This window comes from Streptomyces sp. NPDC049040 (assembly GCF_043197715.1).
Classification (GTDB): domain Bacteria; phylum Actinomycetota; class Actinomycetes; order Streptomycetales; family Streptomycetaceae; genus Actinacidiphila.
On the sequence record NZ_JBICTO010000007.1, the window covers coordinates 131318 to 148175 of the forward strand.

Genomic DNA, 16858 nt, shown 5'->3' on the forward strand with positions numbered 1-16858 from the left:
ACGGACCACCGCGAACAGCGGAGCACGTCCAGGGCGGCACTCCATGGCGGTATGCCCGAGCGGCCAATGGGAGCGGACTGTAAATCCGTCGGCTTAGCCTACCGTGGTTCGAATCCACGTGCCGCCACATGGAAAAAGGTCCCTGGCCTGCAGCGATGCAGGTCAGGGCCTTTTTGTTTCGGCAGAGGTGGGCGATGCGCTGTCCGCGGCGCCGGCGGAACCCACCGACCACGGCCGCGTTGTATGCGCCGAGCTGTGGCAGCAGCCGGCAGGGGGGCGAGATGAGCAGGAGACGGTATGTCGCGCGGGGCGTGCCCGGCGGCTATCGCGTCTGGGACAACAGTGGCCGCCGCTGGTGGGGGGATCTGTACGAGCTGTGTCCTGACGACCTTCTGACGGAACTCAACGGTGGGGCCGACCCTGCCAAGATCACGGCGCTCATGAAGCGCTACCGGGCCCTGAAGAGGTAGCGACGCGCCTCACCGGCAGTCGTCGCGATCCGCGCGGGCCTTCTCACGGGAGGCGGCCGCCTCGTCGGCGGCCCCGGCCTGCTCGTACTCGGCCGCGGAACGCAGCCAGAGGGTCCGCACCCTTTCGGGGTCGGCGTCGGCTGCGGCCAGGGTGGTGGCGAGTTCCGCCAGCGCCTCGCCCGTCCGCAACGGGTCCCTGGCTTCGTCGAGCATCGTGACGGCGCGCTCGCCCATCGGGATCGCCTCCTCGAAGCGCCCCAGCTCCCGCAGGGCTGTGCCGAGGTTGTTCCAGGCGACGGCCTCGTTGTGGGGAGTGTCGTGCTGCTGGTGGAGGGCGAGGGACTGCTCGTGGGCGGCGACCGCCTCTTCGAAGCGTCGCGCTTCGTGAAGGGTGTTGCCGAGGTTGTTCCAGGTCACGCCCTTGCTACGGGGGTCGTTGTGCTGCTCGAAGAGGGCGAGGGCGGCTTCGTGTGCGGTGATGGCCTCGTCGAAGCGTTGTGCATCCCTCAGCGAGGTGGCGAGGTTGTTCCGGGCGATGGCCTCGCTGTGGGGGTCGTGGTGTTGCCGGTGGAGGTCGATCGCGGTCTCGTGTGCGGTGATGGCCTCGTCGACGCGCCCGGCCTCGCGCAGGGCATTGGCGAGATGGTCCCAAGCGGAAGCTTCGCCACGGGGGTTGTTGTGTTGCCGGTGGAGGTCGAGTGCGGTCTCGTGTGCGGTGATGGCTTCTTCGAAGCGCCGTGCGTGTTGCAGGGTGTAGCCGAGGTTGTTCCAGGTGGCGGCCCCGCCATAGGGGTCGTTGTGACGCTCGAAAACGGCGATGGACTTCTTGTGCGCGGTGATGGCTTCTTCGAAGCGCCGTGCCTGCTGAAGGGTGTCGCCGAGGTTGTCCCAGGTGGCGCCCTCGCCGTGGGGGTCGTTGTGACGTTCGAAGAGGTCGAGTGCGGTCTTGTGCGCGGTGACGGCCTCGTCGAAGCGCCGCGCCTCCCTCAGCACGGCGCCGAGGTTGTTCCAGGCGATGGCCTCACCGCGGGGGTCGTTGTGCTGCCGGTGGAGGTCGAGTGCGGTCTTGTGTGCGGTGATGGCTTCTTCGAAGCGCCGCGATTCGAGCAGGGTGTTGCCGAGGTTGTTCCAGGCGATGGCCTCACTGTGGGGATTGTTGTCCCGCTGGGAGAGGGCGAGCGCCTCCCTGTGGGCGGCCACGGCCTCCTTGGTGCGCCGCGCCCGTTGCAGGGTATTGCCCAGGTTGTTCCAGGTGACGGCCTCGCCATGGGCGTTCTTGTGCCGCTGGTGGAGGTCGAGTGCGGTCTTGTGTGCGGTGATGGCTTCTTCGAAGCGCCGTGCCTGTTGCAGGGTGTCGCCGAGGTTGTTCCAGGCGGAGGCCTCACCATCGGGGTTGTTGTGCTGCCGGTGGAGGCGCAACGCGGTCTCGTGGGCGCTGATGGCCTCGTCGAGCTGCCGTGTCTCCTGGAGGGTGTTGCCGAGGTTGTCCCAGGTGGCGGCTTCGCCGTGGGGGTTGTTGTGCTGCTGGTAGAGCTCGAGCGCTCTCCTGTGGGCGGTGATGGCCTCCTCGAAGCGTCGCGCTTCCTGGAGGGTGTTGCCGAGGTTGTTCCAGGCCGCTGATTCGCCGTGCGGGTTGTCGTCCTTCAAGAACAGGGTGCGGGCCGTTTCGTGGGCGGTGATGGCCTCCTCGAAGCGCCGCGTGTCGCGAAGGGCATTGCCGAGGGCGTTCCAGGCGATGGCCTCGCCGTGAGGGTCGTTGTTCTGCCTGAAGAGTTTCTGGGCGGTTTTGTGCGCGGCGATGGCTTCGTCGAACCGCCGCACCGTACGTAGGGCATTGCCGAAGTTGTTCCAGGTGGCGGGCTCGTTGCGGTGGTCGCCCGTGGCGCGGCAGATGTCAAGGGCCAGGGACTGGAGTGCCACCTGGTCGTGGAGCTGCCTGCGGAATTCCAGATAGCGGCCGAGACTGGACGCCAGGTGCATCGCCACCGAGTTGGTCCGCTCGGCGTGTGTGATGCCGATGAGATTGGAGCGCTCGGCATCCAGCCAGTCCAGTGCCTGCGAGCGGCTGTCGAAGACCGGCGACGCGGCCACCTCGCCCGAGTAGTTCAGGTGGGTGTCCGCGGCCTGGACCTTGCGGACGTAGTAGACGGTGAGGCGGGCGCGGGCCTGGTCGTGGCGGCGGCGCGCCGGACGGGATTCGGCGATGCGGGCGGCTGCCTGCTCGACCGCGTAGTCCCTGAGCAGGTCGTGCATCTGCCAGCGGCCGCGGGTGGCGCTGCGCTGGATGAAGTGCGCGATGGCCAGTTGGCCCAAGAGCTGGTCCGTGTTCCCCTCGGGCTGGCCGGACAGCGCGGCCGCCGCCTTCGTGGAGATGTCGGGTCCCGGGTTCAGGGACAGCAGGGCGAAGAGCTCGGCCTGCTGGGGCGGCAGACGGTCGAAGGACTGGTCGAAGGCGGCACGCAGGCTGCGCTCCCCGTCGTCAAGGCCTTCCAGCCGCCGCTCCCCGCCGGTGATCCGGTCCGCCCGCTCGGAGAGCGGCTGGCCGGGGTCGGTCGCCAGCAGGGCGGCCGTGATCTGCAGGGCGAGCGGCAGGCAGCCACAGGCCAAGGCCACCCTTTCCGCCGCGTCGGGGTCGTCCGTCACCCGGGAGTCGTCGGGGTTGGCATTGCGCAAGGCGGCGTCCAGGAGGGCCACCGCGTCGCCTGGCTGGAGGAGGTTGAGGGTGCGCAGGCGGCCCAGCCCTGGCAGCGAGCGGCGGGAGGTCACCAGCAGCCCGTGCCGGCCGGGCGGCAGCAGCGGCCGCACCTGCTCGGCGCTGGACGCGTTGTCGGCGATCACCAGCAGCCGCTCGCCGGCCCGTCCTCGGGCGTCGAGTTGCGAGCGGTAGAGGGCCTCCCGCTCGGCCGCGGTCGGCGGGATGTGCTCGGCGTCCACCCCGAGTGAGCGGAGCAGGGCGTCGAGGATGTTCTCGGGCTGGGCCGGGCTCGGGTCGTATCCGCGCAGCCCGACGAGCAGTACGCCGGTGAACCAGCCCCGTGCCTGCGCGGCGTGGCCGGCCGCATGGACCAGAGTCGTCTTGCCCACCCCCGCCAGCCCGGCCAGGACCGCGACGGCCGGGCGGTCGGTGTGCAGCGGGTCGAGGACGTCGAGGAGGAAGGCGAGGTCGTCGTCGCGGCCGGTGAACTCGGGTGGCAGCGGCGGCAGGGACGCCAAGGCCGTCGGGACGGGCGCGTACTGCTGGACGAAGGTGTTGTGCTGCGTGCCGCTTCCCTGGGCGGGCCCGGCGAATTGGCCGTTCCGGAAGTCGTTGTGCGGCGCGACGCCCGCGCGGCCACCGGGGCCGGCCGGCCTCGTCGGCCCCTTCCTGCTCTTGGCGCGCCCGCCCCCTCTGGCCTTGCCCTTGCCCCCCATCGCCGCCCGCCTTACCGGTGGTAGTGGTTGTTCTGGGTGCCGCTGCCCAGCACCGGCCCCTGGAACGTCGCGTTCCGGAAGTCGTTGTGCACGTGAGCGGCCTCGCCCGCCGCGGCGATTTCCGAGACCAGGGACTCCAACTCCGCCGCGATCCGCTCGCGGTCCGGCTCCGCCGTCTCCTCGAAGAGCGCCTCGAACCGCGCCTGCCAGGCGGCCGCGTGGGCCACCCTCAGCCGCTCCCTCTCCTGGCCGTCACCGGCGGCCTCCACCTCGGCGAGTGTCCGGTCGAGGCGTTCCAGCTCCACCTGTTCCCGCGCCGCGTCGCCCCGGCCGACCAGCCGGGCCACGCGGCCGCGGAACCCCTGCCACGCGTCCGTACCGGCCGCCTGCACCACGGCGCCCCCGCCCGTCGACGCCAGAACCATCAAGGCTTCCGCCAACATCGCCATCCCCCAACTCGTGCCCGACCAGGGCCAATCATCGTAGTCCTCCACCCGCGGCGCCCGGGTGCCCGTCGCACCGACCGGCGCCCCGACCGAGTACGCCCCGAAGGCGGCCCGGTCGGTACGGCATGGCGCGCTGGGCGCGGTGCAGGGAGTCGGCCTGACGTCGCCGCGCCGACGGGGGTCCATCCGGGGCCGCGGCGCCGGACGTTGAGCGGCCGTCCGGGCACCGCCGACGAGCCGGTGCCGCCCGAAAGGCCGCCCGGAACCCTCAGCCGGAACCACCAGCCGGAACCGCCGTCCGGAGCTGGCGCCCGGTGAAGGCCACCCGGCAGGGGCATCCGATACGCCACCGGCAAGCCGCAGAAACGGTGTCACGCCCGCCAGAGCCACGCGAAGAGGGCCGCGCAGGCACCCATCGTGATCAGAATGGCGATCAGCCGGGCTGTCATCTCCTGGGATTCGATCGCCCGCAGCACCGTCCGCCACAACCCGTTCGAGATCACGGCACACCTCCCACCACGCCGCGGATGTCCCACCCTGTCGTGGCAGACCATCCGCCTGATTCTCACGGTGAATCCACAAGGCCGCCGCGTGTCGCGACACGCCGGGCGGATCACCCGAATGTGTGTCCGTCAACCAGCCCGAGCGGGTTCGTGCCGCGGCGGCGGGGCAGACGGCGGCCATGGACACCGCTGCCGTTACCCCGCGACCGGCCGGACGGACACTGCGCCGCACCACCGCAGGCGTTCCGCTGAGGATCGTGCTCGCCGCCGCCCTCGGGCTCGTACTCGCCGGGTGCGACAGCGGCGGCTCCGACTTCCCCCCGGCTCACCGGGACGGCGGCGACCTCCATGCGGGGGACCTTCACGCGGGCGACGTCGACACCGTGGTACTGGACGGCGTCTCCGGCCGGATCCACGTCAGTGCCGACGGCGACGCCCACACGGTCAGCGGTACCTTCCGCGGTGCGGACGGCAGGGATCAGGGGGTGCGTACGAAGATCGGCTCGGAGTCGGGCCAGCGCACCCTGACCGTGGTGTGCGGTGACGACCCGGGCCTCCCCGAGCCGTGCGCGGGCGACCTGACGCTGCGTCTGCCGACCAGTACGGGGTTGTGGTTGCGCCAGACCTCGGGGGAGACCGACCTGTCCGGCATCGGCGGCCCGCTGGATGTCACGACCGCGTCCGACCGGCTCACCGCGGTGGCGCTGCGGTCCCCGAACGCGCATGTCCGCGTCACCTCGGGCAGCGCCGACATCGGCTTCTCCGGCGCCCCCGGGGCGCTGTCGGTGCAGGCCACGTCCGCCTCGATGACGCTGCGGCTGCCGGCCCACGGCACCGGCTACGCGGTCACCTCGGACGCGACTTCGGCCAACGTCAGCGTGCAGGTGCCGCGGGACGACACCGCGGCCCACCGGGTCTCCCTCCAGGTGCTGTCCGGCTCGCTGGCCCTCCTCCCGGCCTGACCCCGGAGCCGGTCCCCGCCCGCACGGACGGCCCCGCCGCGAGGGGAACCGGCCCCGCCCGCACGGGCGGCCCCGCCGCGAGGGGAACCGGCCCCGCCCGCACGGGCGGCCCCGCCGCAAAGGGAGCCGGTCCCGCTCCTCCGCCTCAGCCCGCGGCGGCCGCCCCCGCCGAGGGCAGGTCGACTCCGGCCCCGGCCGCGTCAGGGCGCCGATCGGCCCCCAGGGGGGCGCGATGCGCCAGGACCCTGCGGTGTGTGATGCGCCAGCCGTCCTCCGTCCGGGAGACGGTGTCGTCGTAGGTGACGGTGCCGCAGGTGCCCTCCGTGGTGACGCCGATGCCCTTGGAGAGCGCGCGGATCTGCCCGTCGCCGAGTTCGGTCAGCACGATGTTGGTGACGTGGTGGCCGAGCGGGTTGCCGTCGCCCAGGGCGAGTGCCGCGTCGCGGGCGGCGGCGAGGCCCCGCAGTTGCGGACCGCCGAGGTCGCCGACGTCGTAGATCGCGTCCTCGGTGAAGAGTTCGCCCATGCGGTCGAAGCGCCCGCTGTCGACCAGGTGGCCGTGCATCGAGATCAGTTCGGTGACAGCCGTCCGGTCCTCGTGGGTCAGGGCCATCGGTTCCCCCTCGGAGTAAAGACGGGGAGTTCCCCGTTTATGCTCGGTACCGTAACGGGGAGGTCCCCACTTCACAACACCCCCTCCAGGACAACCCTCTTCGCGACGCGCATCCCTCGCCCGGCATCACCACCCCACGGCAACGCCCTTCCACCGCAGGTCCTTTCAGCACCCGGAGCCCCCATGACCAAGGTCGGCGGACCGCCACCCGCACCCCGGCGCCCCCGGCGGGCGGATGCGGCACGCAACGCGGAACTCCTGCTCGCCGCCGCGAAAGAGCTCTTCGCGGAGTACGGCCCGGACGTCGCCCTCGACGAGGTCGCGCGGCAGGCGGGGCTCGGCAACGCCACCCTCTACCGGCACTTCCCGACCCGCGCCGACCTGCTGGTGGCCGTCTACGCGGACGAGGTCGCCGAGCTGTGCCGGGGCGCGGCCGCCCTGTCGGACCTGCACCCGCCGGGTGACGCGCTCTTCGCGTGGCTGGACGACTTCGTCGTGCACGTCGCGACCAAGCGCGCGCTGGCGCTCGCGGTCACCGAAGGCCCGGAACAGCCGCGCAGCGAACTCTTCGAGCGCTGGCACGGGTCGATGCGATCGACCGCGGACGGGCTGCTCGCGCGGGCCCGCGCCGCCGGGGCCGTACGCACCGGCATCGCCGTCGGCGATCTGCTCGCGCTGGTCAGCGGCGCCGCCATGACAGCGACGGACGCGGACCACGCCCGACGGCTGCTGCGCATCATGCGGCAGGGCTTCGAACCGCCCGCCTGACGCCGCCGCGTGTGACCCGTCCCGCGGGTGGCGACCCGGGACCGCGGGCGCTCGGCCGGGTCAGGCGAGTTGCCCGACCGCCGCGGCGATGTCGGTGTCACCGGAGATCAGCTCCAGCGTGCGCCCGGCGGCCGCCGGTGCGTCGAGCAGGGCGAGCAGCACCGCGGCGACGTCGTCCCGGGGTACGGGGCCGCGGCCCGTGCGGTCCGAGAGCAGCACCCGGCCGGTGCCCGCGTCGTCCGTCAGCGCGCCGGGGCGCAGGATCGTCCAGTCCAGCGCGGTACGCGCGCGGATCGCGTCGTCCGCCGCGCCCTTCGCCCGCAGATACGCGGTGAACACCGGGTCCTTGCCTTCGGCTTTGGCGTCCGCGCCCATCGAGGACACCACCAGGAAGCGGCGCACGCCCGCGCGCTCGGCGGCGTCCGCGAGCAGCACGGCCGCGTCGCGGTCGACGGTCTGCTTGCGCTCCACGCTGCTGCCGGGGCCCGCGCCCGCAGCGAACACGGCGGCGTGCGCGCCGGCCAGCGCCGCGGCGACGTCGTCGGCGGTCGCCGACTCCAGGTCGAGCACGACCGGCTCGGCGCCGGCCTCGCGGAGGTCGTCTGCCTGGGCGGGATTCCTGATGAGGCCGACTGCCGAGTCGCCCCGGGCGGAGATGAGGCGCTCCAGGCGCAGGGCGATCTGACCGTGTCCGCCGGCAATTACGGTGCGCATGCCCCGACCGTACGTCGTCGGTCCTGCCGCGGGGCGAGGACGCGCCGCCGCGCCTGCGGACTACGCCTGCCGACCACGCCTGCCGACCACGCGTGCCGACCACGCGTGCCGACCACGCCTGCCGGCTACGCCTCCCGGTGGGACTGGCGCGGGAGGTCGAGCGCGGGGTCGGCGGAGGTGTCGCAGTACTCGCGGACGGCGCTGGTGCGGGAGACGACCCGGCCGTGGTGGATGACGATCCGGCTGTAGGCGAGGGCGAGGACGCCCTCGACGGTGTCCCCGCGTACGGCGAGGAGTTCGGCCGGGAAGCCGGCCTCGACGCGGACCTCGGGCAGCCCGATGACGGCGCGGGCGCTGCCGCTGATCAGCTCGTAGGACCGCATCGCGTCGCATTCGCCGTAGGAGGCCAGCAGGAAGGCGGCCTCCAAGGGGTCGCCGCGGCCGACGGGGTTGGCGAGGTCGGCGAGGGCGCCGCTGCCGGCGGCGACGGGGACTCCGGCGCGGCGCAGCAGGCGTACGGGGGCGTGCAGCCCTGCGGCGCCGCGGCGGACCGTCTCCAGGCCCCCGCAGCCGCCCTGCGGGAGGGTGACGACGGAGATCCCGGCGGCGGCGAGCCGTTCGGCGGCGGACCTGGCCGCGTCCGGCGGCAGGGTGCCGAGGCCGTGGCAGGGGCCGAGGGTGACGCCGGGGCGCAGGCCGCCGGCCATGGCGGCGAGCCGGGCGAGGCGGGCCGGGTCGTCCGCGGCGGTGTGCAGGTCGACCGGCACACCGAACTCGCCGGCCAGCGCGATGACGGCCTCGGCGTGCCCGCTGGGGTCCGGGTCGAGGTCGGGGCAGCCGCCGACCGCGGACGCGCCCATCTTCAGCGCGTCCCGCAGCACGTCGAGCCCGTCGGCGCCCGCGGTCCCGGTGAGCAGCCGCGGTACGGCGACGGCATGGACGTCGACGAGGCCGCGCAGCGCCCGCCTGGCCTGGAGCACCGCTTCGAGGGCCCGCAGCCCGTGGACGTCGCCGACGCGCACATGGCTGCGTACGGCCGTGGCGCCGTGGCCGAGTTGGAGCAGCGCGGCCTCGGTGGCGCGGCGCTGGACGTCGGCGATGTCGCTCGCGGGCGGTCCCGCGGTGGCGGCGGTCAGGGCGAGGTCGAGATGGGCGTGCGGTTCCGCGGGGGCGGGTAGCAGCAGATAGCCGCGCAGGTCGATCCGGGCCCCGGTGCCCTGGCGCCCCGCGGGGACCGGCGCGGCGAGGCTGCCCGCGGTGCCGACCGCCTCGATCCGCGCACCGCTCAGCCGGACGTCGACGGTGCGCCCGTCGGTGAGGCGGGCGCCGCACAGCAGCAGGGTGGCGGTCTCGGCGGCGGTGCCGCGCGGGCTGTCGGTCATCACGCTCCTCCGGGGCTGGGGTGCCTCCCGCCCGGGAAGGGGGAGCGGGGCGGGCGTGGAGGCGGTGGAGGCTGGACTCGGGGTACGGGATGCGACCAGCCGGGGACCACGGGAATCACGGGATGGTCACGCATGGTCGAGCCTAGGGGTCGGCCGCTCGCAGGTCCGGTAGGCGGCGGCGGGACACCCGGGAGGAGTGCATTAGTCGTACTGATGTGACCCGGGTCCGGGTGTCCGCTGAGCCCGATGTGCCCGGCCGGATACGGATTTCACGTATCGCAGCGGAGCGTGTAATGTCTTCCTCGCTCGCCCCAATAGCTCAGTCGGTAGAGCGTCTCCATGGTAAGGAGAAGGTCTACGGTTCGATTCCGTATTGGGGCTCTGATGGATCGGTTCCCCGCCGTTTCGGCGGGGGTCGGTTCGTCGCAGCGGCGTAGCTCAGTCGGTAGAGCAAGCGGCTCATAATCGCTGTGTCACCGGTTCAAGTCCGGTCGCCGCTACTCTGCGTAGCCGATTGCGGGATCGGTCCCTCGATCGGCTACTCTTCCTGTGTTCATATACCCGTTCGTCAAGGAGCACTCACGTGGCCGCCACCGACGTCCGCCCGAAGATCACGCTGGCCTGCGTGGAGTGCAAGGAGCGGAACTACATCACCAAGAAGAACCGGCGTAACGACCCGGACCGCCTTGAGATGAAGAAGCACTGCCCGCGTTGCAACGCGCACACCGCGCACCGCGAGACGCGCTGACGCCCCCTGCGCCACAACAGCAGCAGTATCAGGCCGTAACCGCGAGGCCGTCCCCGGAAGCATCGGGGACGGCCTCGCGGTGCTTTCCCCGACCTGGTGATCATCCACTGCCACTTGCCCACTTGCCCACCTTCCGCACACCCGAGGTGCCGATGGCTCTGGACCAGTCCTTCGTCGGGCGGAGTTATCCGCCCACCCCCGCCTACGAGGTGGGCCGGGAGAAGATCCGCGAGTTCGCCGAGGCGATCGGCGACCCGAATCCGGCGTACACGGACCCGGAGGCCGCCAAGGCTCTCGGCCACCCGGATGTGATCGCGCCGCCGACCTTCGCGTTCGCGATCACGTACAAGGCGGCCGGAGTGGTCATCGCCGACCCGGAGCTCGGGCTCGACTACAGCCGGGTGGTGCACGGCGACCAGAAGTTCGCGTACACGCGCCCGGTGCGGGCCGGCGACCGGCTCACCGTCACGTCCACGATCGAGTCGGTCAAGTCCATGGCGGGCAACGACATCCTCGACGTCCGCGGCGAGGTCCACGACGAGTCGGGCGAGCACGTGGTGACCGCCTGGACCAAGCTGGTCGCCCGTGCGGCCGACCCGGCGCAGGACGGAGACGCGTGATGACGGCGACGGTGGCGTACGACGAGGTCGAGGTCGGCACCGAGCTGCCCCCGCGGAGCTTCCCCGTGAGCAGGGCGACGCTGGTGCAGTACGCGGGCGCGTCCGGCGACTTCAACCCGATCCACTGGAACGAGAAGTTCGCCCGCTCGGTCGGGCTGCCCGACGTGATCGCGCACGGCATGTTCACGATGGCGTCCGCGGCCCGCGTGGTGACCGACTGGGTCGGCGACCCGGGCGCGGTCGTCGAATACGGTGTCCGCTTCACCAAGCCGGTCGTGGTGCCGAACGACGACGAGGGCGCGCTGATCGAGGTCACCGCGAAGGTGGCCGCGAAGCTGGAGGACAACCGGGTCCGGGTCGACCTGATCGCGATGTCGGCAGGTCAGAAGGTGCTCGGCATGTCCCGTGCGGTGGTCAGGCTCCGCTGAAACACCCCCGCGGCGAGGACCGCCGGCCCGTGGCCGGACGGGTCCTCGCCGCGCTCGGTTCCGCAGCGGTTGACAAGGTAGTGATTGGCCACTAACTTCATGCCCATGGTCAGGATGAGCGCAGACGAGCGACGCGAGAGCGTCATCCGCGCGGCGATGAGCGAGTTCGCCCGCGGCGGTTACGAGGGCACCTCCACCGAGGCGATCGCCCGCCGCGTGGGTGTCTCGCAGCCGTACCTCTTCCGCCTCTTCCCGAACAAGCAGGCCATCTTCCTTGCCGCTTCCCGGTACTGCATCGAGGGCACCCGCCGGCTCTTCGAGGAGGCGGCGGACGGTGTGGCGCCGGACGAGAAGCTCGGCAGCATGGCGGTCGCCTACCAGCGCATGATCCACGAGGACCCCGACCGGCTGCTGATGCAGATGCAGACCTACGTCGCGGTGGCCTCCGCCGAAGCGTCGGGGGACAAGGCATTCGGTGAGGCGGTACGCGAGTCCTGGCTGGCCCTGTGGGACACCGTCCAGCTGGAGTTCGCCGCGGACGTCGACGAGACCACGACCTTCCTCGCCTACGGAATGCTCGTGAACACCCTGGTGGCGCTGGGTTTTCCCGCAGGTCACCGAGTCTGGGAGGGGTTCTACGAGACCGCACGTCCGGAGTGAGCGCGTGCCGGCCCGCCCTGGTGGCCGGCCGTTTTTTTGCCCGCAGAAGTTAGTCATCAATAACTAACCATGGTGAATGCCTCCCGACAGGGGAGTTAAGGAGAGCATGGCAATGGACAAGACCACCGCAACTCGGAGGCCCGCCACCGCGGCCTGGGCGCTGGTGATCACCAGCGTCGCGGGATTCATGGCGGCCCTGGACAACCTCGTCGTCACCACCGCGCTGCCCTCCATCAGGAAGGACCTCGGCGGCGCCCTGTCCGACCTCGAATGGACGGTGAACGCCTACACGCTCACCTTCGCCGTCCTGCTCATGTTCGGAGCCTCGCTCGGCGACAGGTTCGGCCGCCGCAAGCTCTTCATCACCGGCCTGACGATCTTCACCGGCGCCTCGGCTGCCGCGGCCCTCGCGCCCGGCATCAACGAACTCATCGCCTTCCGGGCCGTCCAGGGCGTCGGCGCGGCCATCATGATGCCGCTCACCCTCACCCTGCTCAGCGCGGCGGTGCCCCCGGAGCGCCGCGGAACCGCCTTCGGCATCTGGGGCGCCGTCAACGGCCTGGCCATCGCCTCGGGACCGCTGATCGGCGGCAGCCTCACCGAGCACATCTCCTGGCAGTGGATCTTCTGGCTGAACGTCCCGATCGGCCTGCTCCTCATCCCGCTGGCCCGCCTGCGGCTGGCCGAGTCCACCGCACCCGGCGCACGCCTCGACGGCCGCGGCACCGTACTGATCAGCCTCGGACTCTTCGGCATCGTCTTCGCCCTGGTCAACGCCACCTCCCACGGCTGGAGCAGCGTCCGCGTCCTCACCGGCCTGATCGGCGGCGCCGCCCTGGTCCTGGCCTTCGTCCGGCACGGCATGACGGCCCGGCAGCCCATGCTGCCCATGCGGCTCTTCCGCGGCCGCGGCTTCACCGCCATCAACGTCGCCAGCTCGCTGATGTTCACCGGGATGTTCGGGTCGATCTTCCTGCTCAGCCAGTTCCTCCAGACCGTGCTCGGCTACACCCCGACCGAGGCCGGGCTGCGCATGCTGCCCTGGACCGGCATGCCGATGATCGTCGCGCCGATCGCCGGCATCCTCTCCGACCGCATCGGCGCCAAGCCGGTCGTCGCCGCAGGACTGGCGCTCCAGGCCATCGGCCTCGGGTGGTTCGCGCTGATCATGTCGCCCGACGTGTCCTACCTGGCACAGCTGCCCGCGCTCGTGATCTCGGGAGCCGGCATGGCGCTCTTCGTGGCCCCCGCGACCAGCCTGGTCATGTCCAGCGTCATCCCCGCGGAGCAGGGGATCGCGTCCGGAGCCAACAACGCGCTGCGTGAGGTCGGGGGCGCGCTCGGGATCGCCGTACTCGGCTCGATCTTCGCGGCCCAGGGCGGCTACGGGTCTGGAGCGGCGTTCGTCGACGGCCTGCTGCCCGCACTCTGGGTGGGCGCCGCGATCCTGGCCGCGGCCTTCGCGGCGGCCCTCCTGCTGCCGAAGGCGCCCTCCCGCAGGACCCCGAAGCCGGACGCGGCGGAAGCGCCGAGGCTCCAGCCGGTGGCCTGACCAGCACCCCCTCAGGGGTGGGTGTCCGGGTTCCCACCCCGGCCACCCGCCCCTTCTGCCGTGCAGGCGCCCTCAGGGCAGCGGGTCCTGGCTGTCGCCCGACGGAGGGGGCCCTTTTGCCGTGTAGGCGCCGCCAGGGCAGCGGATCCTGGCTGTCGCCCGACGGAGGGGGCCCTTTCCCGTGTAGGCGCCCTGAGGACAGCGGGTCCTGGCTGTCACCCCGACAGAGGGGGCCCTTTTGCCGTGTAGGCGCCCTGAGGGCAGCGGATCCCGGCTGTCGCCCGACGGAGGGGGTGGGGGTGGAGCAGGAGGGGGGTGGGGGTGGAGGAGGAGGGGGGCGAAATTGTTCGTATATTTGTGGCGCTCGGAAGAGGCTGCCGAACCAAGCAAGAGGGTGCCGCGCCGTAAATATGCTAATTTCGCCCCCCTCCTCCGGAACCCCCGCCCCCCGCCCCCCTAGGCTGACCCCGTGCACCCTCTCGCCCCGTACACAACCTTCCGCCTCGGCGGCCCCGCATCCCGCCTGGTCACGGCCCGCACCGACGCCGACCTCATCGCCGCCGTCCGCGAGGCCGACTCCCGCGGCGAGCCCGTCCTCCTCATCGGCGGCGGCAGCAACCTCGTCATCGCGGACAAGGGCTTCGACGGCACCGCGATCCGCATCGCCACCCAGGGCGTGATCCTCAACGGCACCGCCCTCGAACTCGCCGCCGGCGAGCCCTGGAGCGAGGCCGTCGCCGCGACCGTGCGCGCGGGCCTGGCCGGCATCGAGTGCCTGGCCGGCATCCCCGGCTCAGCCGGCGCCACCCCGATCCAGAACGTCGGCGCCTACGGCCAGGAAGTGTCAAGCACCGTCACCGACGTCCTCGCCTACGACCGCAGGACCGCCGAGACGGTCACCCTCCCCAACGAGGCCTGCGCCTTCTCCTACCGCAGCAGCCGCTTCAAGGAGGACCCGTCCCGCTACGTCGTCCTGCGCGTCCGCTTCGCACTCGAGGACGCCGGCGGGATGTCCGCCCCGCTGAAGTACGCGGAGACCGCCCGCGCCCTCGGCGTGGAGGCCGGCGAGCGGGTGCCGCTGGAGAAGGCCGCCGCGACCGTGCTCTCGCTGCGCGCGGGCAAGGGCATGGTGCTGGACGAGGCCGACCACGACACCTGGTCCGCCGGCTCCTTCTTCACCAATCCGGTGCTGAGCGCCGCGGAGTTCGCCGCGTTCACGGACCGCGTGCACGACCGCCTCGGCCCGGACGCGGCCCCGCCGGCCTTCCCCGCGGACGGTGAGCGTACGAAGACGTCCGCGGCCTGGCTGATCGACAAGGCCGGCTTCACCAAGGGCTACGGCACCGGCCCGGCCCGGATCTCCGGCAAGCACACGCTGGCGCTGACCAATCGCGGCGAGGCCACCACCGAGGACCTGCTGGCCCTGGCCCGCGAGGTCCGCGACGGGGTGAGGGCGGCCTTCGGAGTGACCCTCGTGAACGAGCCGGTGATGGTCGGTGTGCAGCTCTAGCGTCATGCCCGGCTTTTCCTGTTCTCCTCGGTGATACGAGATACGACCCCCGGCGCCCCGCGGGAGACCCCGTGCTCACCCTTGACACGCTGATCGGTTCGGCCCCCGACCGGCTCCGCCGCACCGGGCGGGTGGCCGGCGAGGGGGATCGGCCCGTCGCGGGGGTCTGGCCTGCCGACCCGGCGATCACCCCTGCCCGCGACCGCGGCTGGCGCGACGTGCTGGCCGTGATGACGACGCCTGCCGCGCAGGACGCGGACATCCGCGCCCTCGCGCGGGCCGGGGCCGCGGCGCTCGCGGTGGGCGAACCGGCACCGCCGCAGGTCCTGGAGGCGGCCGGCCGGCACCGGCTGCCGGTGCTGCTGACCGACCGGGAGACCTGTACGGTGCCGCGCCTCGCCCAGCTGCTGGCCGACGAGGAGGCGGCCGCGGGCCGCCGCCTCCTGGACCTGCTGGAGTACGCGACGCAGCTGGAGGCGGCGCCCGGCACCGCGGCCGGGATCCTGGGCTGGCTGGCGCGGATGACCGGCGGCCAGGCCGTATTGCTCGCCCCGCACCGGCCGCCGCCCCCGCTCGCCGGCGGCCTGACGCTGCCCGCCGACCGGGTCACCGCACTGGCCGAGGGCACGACGCAGGCCGCGGCCGCGGATGTGGGCGAGTGGAACGTACGGCTCTACGCGCTCGGCCCGGTGCCGCCGTACCACGTGCTGGCTGTGGCGCGTGCGCGTACCGCCGGCTGGCCGCAGCCGGTCACCGAGGCGGTGACGAGGGCGGAGCTGCTGCTGTCGTCGTGGCTGCGGCTGCGGGCAGCGGCCGACGCCGAGCGCGCCCCGATCCGCGCGTCGGTGCTGCAGATGCTGATGGCGGGGCAGGTGCTGGCGGCGCGGCGGGCGGCGCACCCGCTGGCGATGAGCCCGGCGGTGCTGACGGCGCAGGAGGCGCGGGTCTACGTCGTCGGCGGCAGGGCGGCGCACCGCGACACGCTGGTGTCGGCGTGCCACTACCACCTGGGGGATGCCGGCCTCGTCGTCGGCTGCCCGGTCGACGAGCACCAGGTGATCATCGTCGCGACGCCCGACGCCCCCACGGAGACGCTGCTGCGCGGCCTGGTCACCGGCCGGGAGGGCTTCAGGCTCGGGGCGAGCCGGCCGGTGCCGCTGGACGGGCTCGCGGACGCGCACGGCGAGGCGACGCGGGCGCTGGCCGCGGCCGGGTCGAGCCCCGACGGCTTCGCGGTCTTCACGCCCGACGTCGAGCTGGTGCGGCTGCTGCCCGCGGTGCCGGCGAGGCGGTGGGCCGCGGAGGTGCTGGCCCCGTTCGACGGCTGGCCGCCGGGTCGGCGCGCCGAGTGGCTCGACGGGATGCGGCTGTGGCTGGCGTACGGCCCGATCGGGGCTGCGCGGCTTGCCGGCTTCCACCGCAACACGGTGCGGCAGCGGGCGGAGACGGTGGGGGAGGCACTGGGGCTGGACCTCGGCCGGCTGGCCCACCGGATCCGGCTGGACGTGGCGCTGCGTGTGGACGCGCTGGCCGGGGGCGGGGGCTCGGAGCGGGACCCGCGGCCCGCTCCGGATTTCGAGGAGCTGCTGGCGGACGCCGGGCCACGGCGTTGGGCCGAGGAGTACCTGGCGCGGCTGGACGAGGACCTGCTGACGACGGTCGTCGCGTGGATCGAGGCGGGCCAGCACACGCCGAGCGCGGCCGCCCGCCTCGGAGTGCACCCCAAGACGGTGGCGACCCGCCTGAGGCGCGCGGAGGCGCAGGTGCGGCAGCCGCTGATCTCGCACCCTGACCCGGCCGCGGGCCGGACCCAGGAGTCCGCGAACGGGTTGTGCGGGGTCCACGACCTCGCGCTGGCGGCGCACATGGCCCGTTCCCTGCCCCTGGAGTAACACCCCCGAAACCGCGCGGAGTCGCCGCCTTGCCCGCCGGAGGGCCCCGCCCGTGACCAGGCCCCAGGGCAGCAGCCCCGCGCACCGAAGAGCACCCTGCGCGGCCCACGCCACCGGGCAGTAGGCCCACCCACCGGAGGGCCCCGTCCGTGACCAGGCCCCAGGGCAGCAGCCCCGCG

The 16858-nt window shown here is 72.7% G+C and carries 16 protein-coding genes and 3 tRNA genes; 13 read left to right on the plus strand and 6 right to left on the minus strand.

The genetic code is table 11. The features are described 5' to 3' along the window. The first annotated feature begins 45 nt into the window (after positions 1 to 45). Both ACGFMP_RS20010 and ACGFMP_RS20015 read left to right on the plus strand, forming a co-directional pair. Positions 46 to 127 (plus strand) — tRNA-Tyr (locus tag ACGFMP_RS20010). A 154-nt stretch (positions 128 to 281) separates the two neighbouring features. After that, the gene (locus ACGFMP_RS20015; RefSeq protein ID WP_393673983.1) at positions 282 to 470 is read left to right on the plus strand and encodes a hypothetical protein; all 189 of its coding nucleotides are present in this window, start codon (positions 282 to 284) and stop codon (positions 468 to 470) included. A gap of 9 nt (positions 471 to 479) precedes the next feature. On the opposite strand, the gene ACGFMP_RS20020 is transcribed toward ACGFMP_RS20015, so the two are convergent. The 3 genes from ACGFMP_RS20020 to ACGFMP_RS20030 form a co-directional block, all read right to left on the minus strand. After that, positions 480 to 3881, minus strand: coding sequence for a tetratricopeptide repeat protein (locus tag ACGFMP_RS20020; RefSeq protein ID WP_393673985.1), 3402 nt, complete (start codon positions 3879 to 3881; stop codon positions 480 to 482). Between the two features lie 11 nt (positions 3882 to 3892). Further along, the gene (locus ACGFMP_RS20025) at positions 3893 to 4306 is read right to left on the minus strand and encodes a hypothetical protein (protein ID WP_393673987.1); all 414 of its coding nucleotides are present in this window, start codon (positions 4304 to 4306) and stop codon (positions 3893 to 3895) included. A gap of 392 nt (positions 4307 to 4698) precedes the next feature. Beyond that, on the minus strand, positions 4699 to 4830 hold the full coding sequence (locus ACGFMP_RS20030) for a hypothetical protein (RefSeq protein ID WP_393673988.1): 132 nt from the start codon (positions 4828 to 4830) through the stop codon (positions 4699 to 4701). Positions 4831 to 4952: 122 nt separating this feature from the next. On the opposite strand from ACGFMP_RS20030, the gene ACGFMP_RS20035 reads away from it, so the two are divergent. Next, on the plus strand, positions 4953 to 5792 hold the full coding sequence (locus tag ACGFMP_RS20035) for a hypothetical protein (RefSeq protein ID WP_393673989.1): 840 nt from the start codon (positions 4953 to 4955) through the stop codon (positions 5790 to 5792). A 145-nt stretch (positions 5793 to 5937) separates the two neighbouring features. Here ACGFMP_RS20035 and ACGFMP_RS20040 read toward each other — a convergent pair whose 3' ends face one another. Continuing rightward, on the minus strand, positions 5938 to 6405 hold the full coding sequence (locus ACGFMP_RS20040; protein WP_393673990.1) for a nuclear transport factor 2 family protein: 468 nt from the start codon (positions 6403 to 6405) through the stop codon (positions 5938 to 5940). Positions 6406 to 6588: 183 nt separating this feature from the next. Between ACGFMP_RS20040 and ACGFMP_RS20045 the strand changes: the two genes are divergently transcribed. Further along, positions 6589 to 7173: a TetR/AcrR family transcriptional regulator gene (locus ACGFMP_RS20045; RefSeq protein WP_393673992.1), complete on the plus strand. Its 585-nt coding sequence runs from the start codon at positions 6589 to 6591 to the stop codon at positions 7171 to 7173. A 60-nt stretch (positions 7174 to 7233) separates the two neighbouring features. Here the strand turns inward: ACGFMP_RS20045 and ACGFMP_RS20050 are convergent, their stop codons facing one another. After that, the gene (locus ACGFMP_RS20050) at positions 7234 to 7887 is read right to left on the minus strand and encodes an NAD(P)H-binding protein (RefSeq protein WP_393673994.1); all 654 of its coding nucleotides are present in this window, start codon (positions 7885 to 7887) and stop codon (positions 7234 to 7236) included. A gap of 125 nt (positions 7888 to 8012) precedes the next feature. Further along, positions 8013 to 9269, minus strand: coding sequence for an amidohydrolase family protein (locus ACGFMP_RS20055; protein ID WP_393673996.1), 1257 nt, complete (start codon positions 9267 to 9269; stop codon positions 8013 to 8015). 308 nt (positions 9270 to 9577) lie between these two features. On the opposite strand from ACGFMP_RS20055, the gene ACGFMP_RS20060 reads away from it, so the two are divergent. From ACGFMP_RS20060 to ACGFMP_RS20100, 9 genes are all read left to right on the plus strand, one after another. Next, positions 9578 to 9650, plus strand: a tRNA-Thr gene (locus tag ACGFMP_RS20060). A gap of 46 nt (positions 9651 to 9696) precedes the next feature. Then, positions 9697 to 9769: transfer RNA gene (locus ACGFMP_RS20065), tRNA-Met, on the plus strand. 83 nt (positions 9770 to 9852) lie between these two features. Then, entirely contained in the window at positions 9853 to 10017 is a 165-nt protein-coding gene (rpmG, locus tag ACGFMP_RS20070; protein WP_004571794.1) for a 50S ribosomal protein L33, read from the plus strand. 152 nt (positions 10018 to 10169) lie between these two features. Next, positions 10170 to 10637, plus strand: a complete 468-nt coding sequence (locus ACGFMP_RS20075) for a MaoC family dehydratase N-terminal domain-containing protein (RefSeq protein WP_393673998.1) — start codon at positions 10170 to 10172, stop codon at positions 10635 to 10637. Further along, a complete protein-coding gene (locus ACGFMP_RS20080; protein WP_393674000.1) occupies positions 10637 to 11065 on the plus strand; it encodes a MaoC family dehydratase in 429 nt (142 codons plus the stop codon). The genes ACGFMP_RS20075 and ACGFMP_RS20080 overlap by 1 nt, the downstream gene beginning before the upstream one ends. Positions 11066 to 11170: 105 nt before the next feature. Then, a complete protein-coding gene (locus ACGFMP_RS20085; RefSeq protein WP_393674002.1) occupies positions 11171 to 11725 on the plus strand; it encodes a TetR/AcrR family transcriptional regulator in 555 nt (184 codons plus the stop codon). A gap of 112 nt (positions 11726 to 11837) precedes the next feature. After that, the gene (locus ACGFMP_RS20090) at positions 11838 to 13277 is read left to right on the plus strand and encodes a DHA2 family efflux MFS transporter permease subunit (RefSeq protein ID WP_393674004.1); all 1440 of its coding nucleotides are present in this window, start codon (positions 11838 to 11840) and stop codon (positions 13275 to 13277) included. Positions 13278 to 13746: 469 nt separating this feature from the next. Beyond that, a complete protein-coding gene (locus ACGFMP_RS20095) occupies positions 13747 to 14787 on the plus strand; it encodes a UDP-N-acetylmuramate dehydrogenase (protein WP_393674006.1) in 1041 nt (346 codons plus the stop codon). A gap of 71 nt (positions 14788 to 14858) precedes the next feature. After that, positions 14859 to 16679 (plus strand): helix-turn-helix domain-containing protein, encoded by a 1821-nt coding sequence (locus ACGFMP_RS20100; protein WP_393674008.1) that lies wholly within the window; start codon positions 14859 to 14861, stop codon positions 16677 to 16679. Positions 16680 to 16858: the final 179 nt, after the last annotated feature.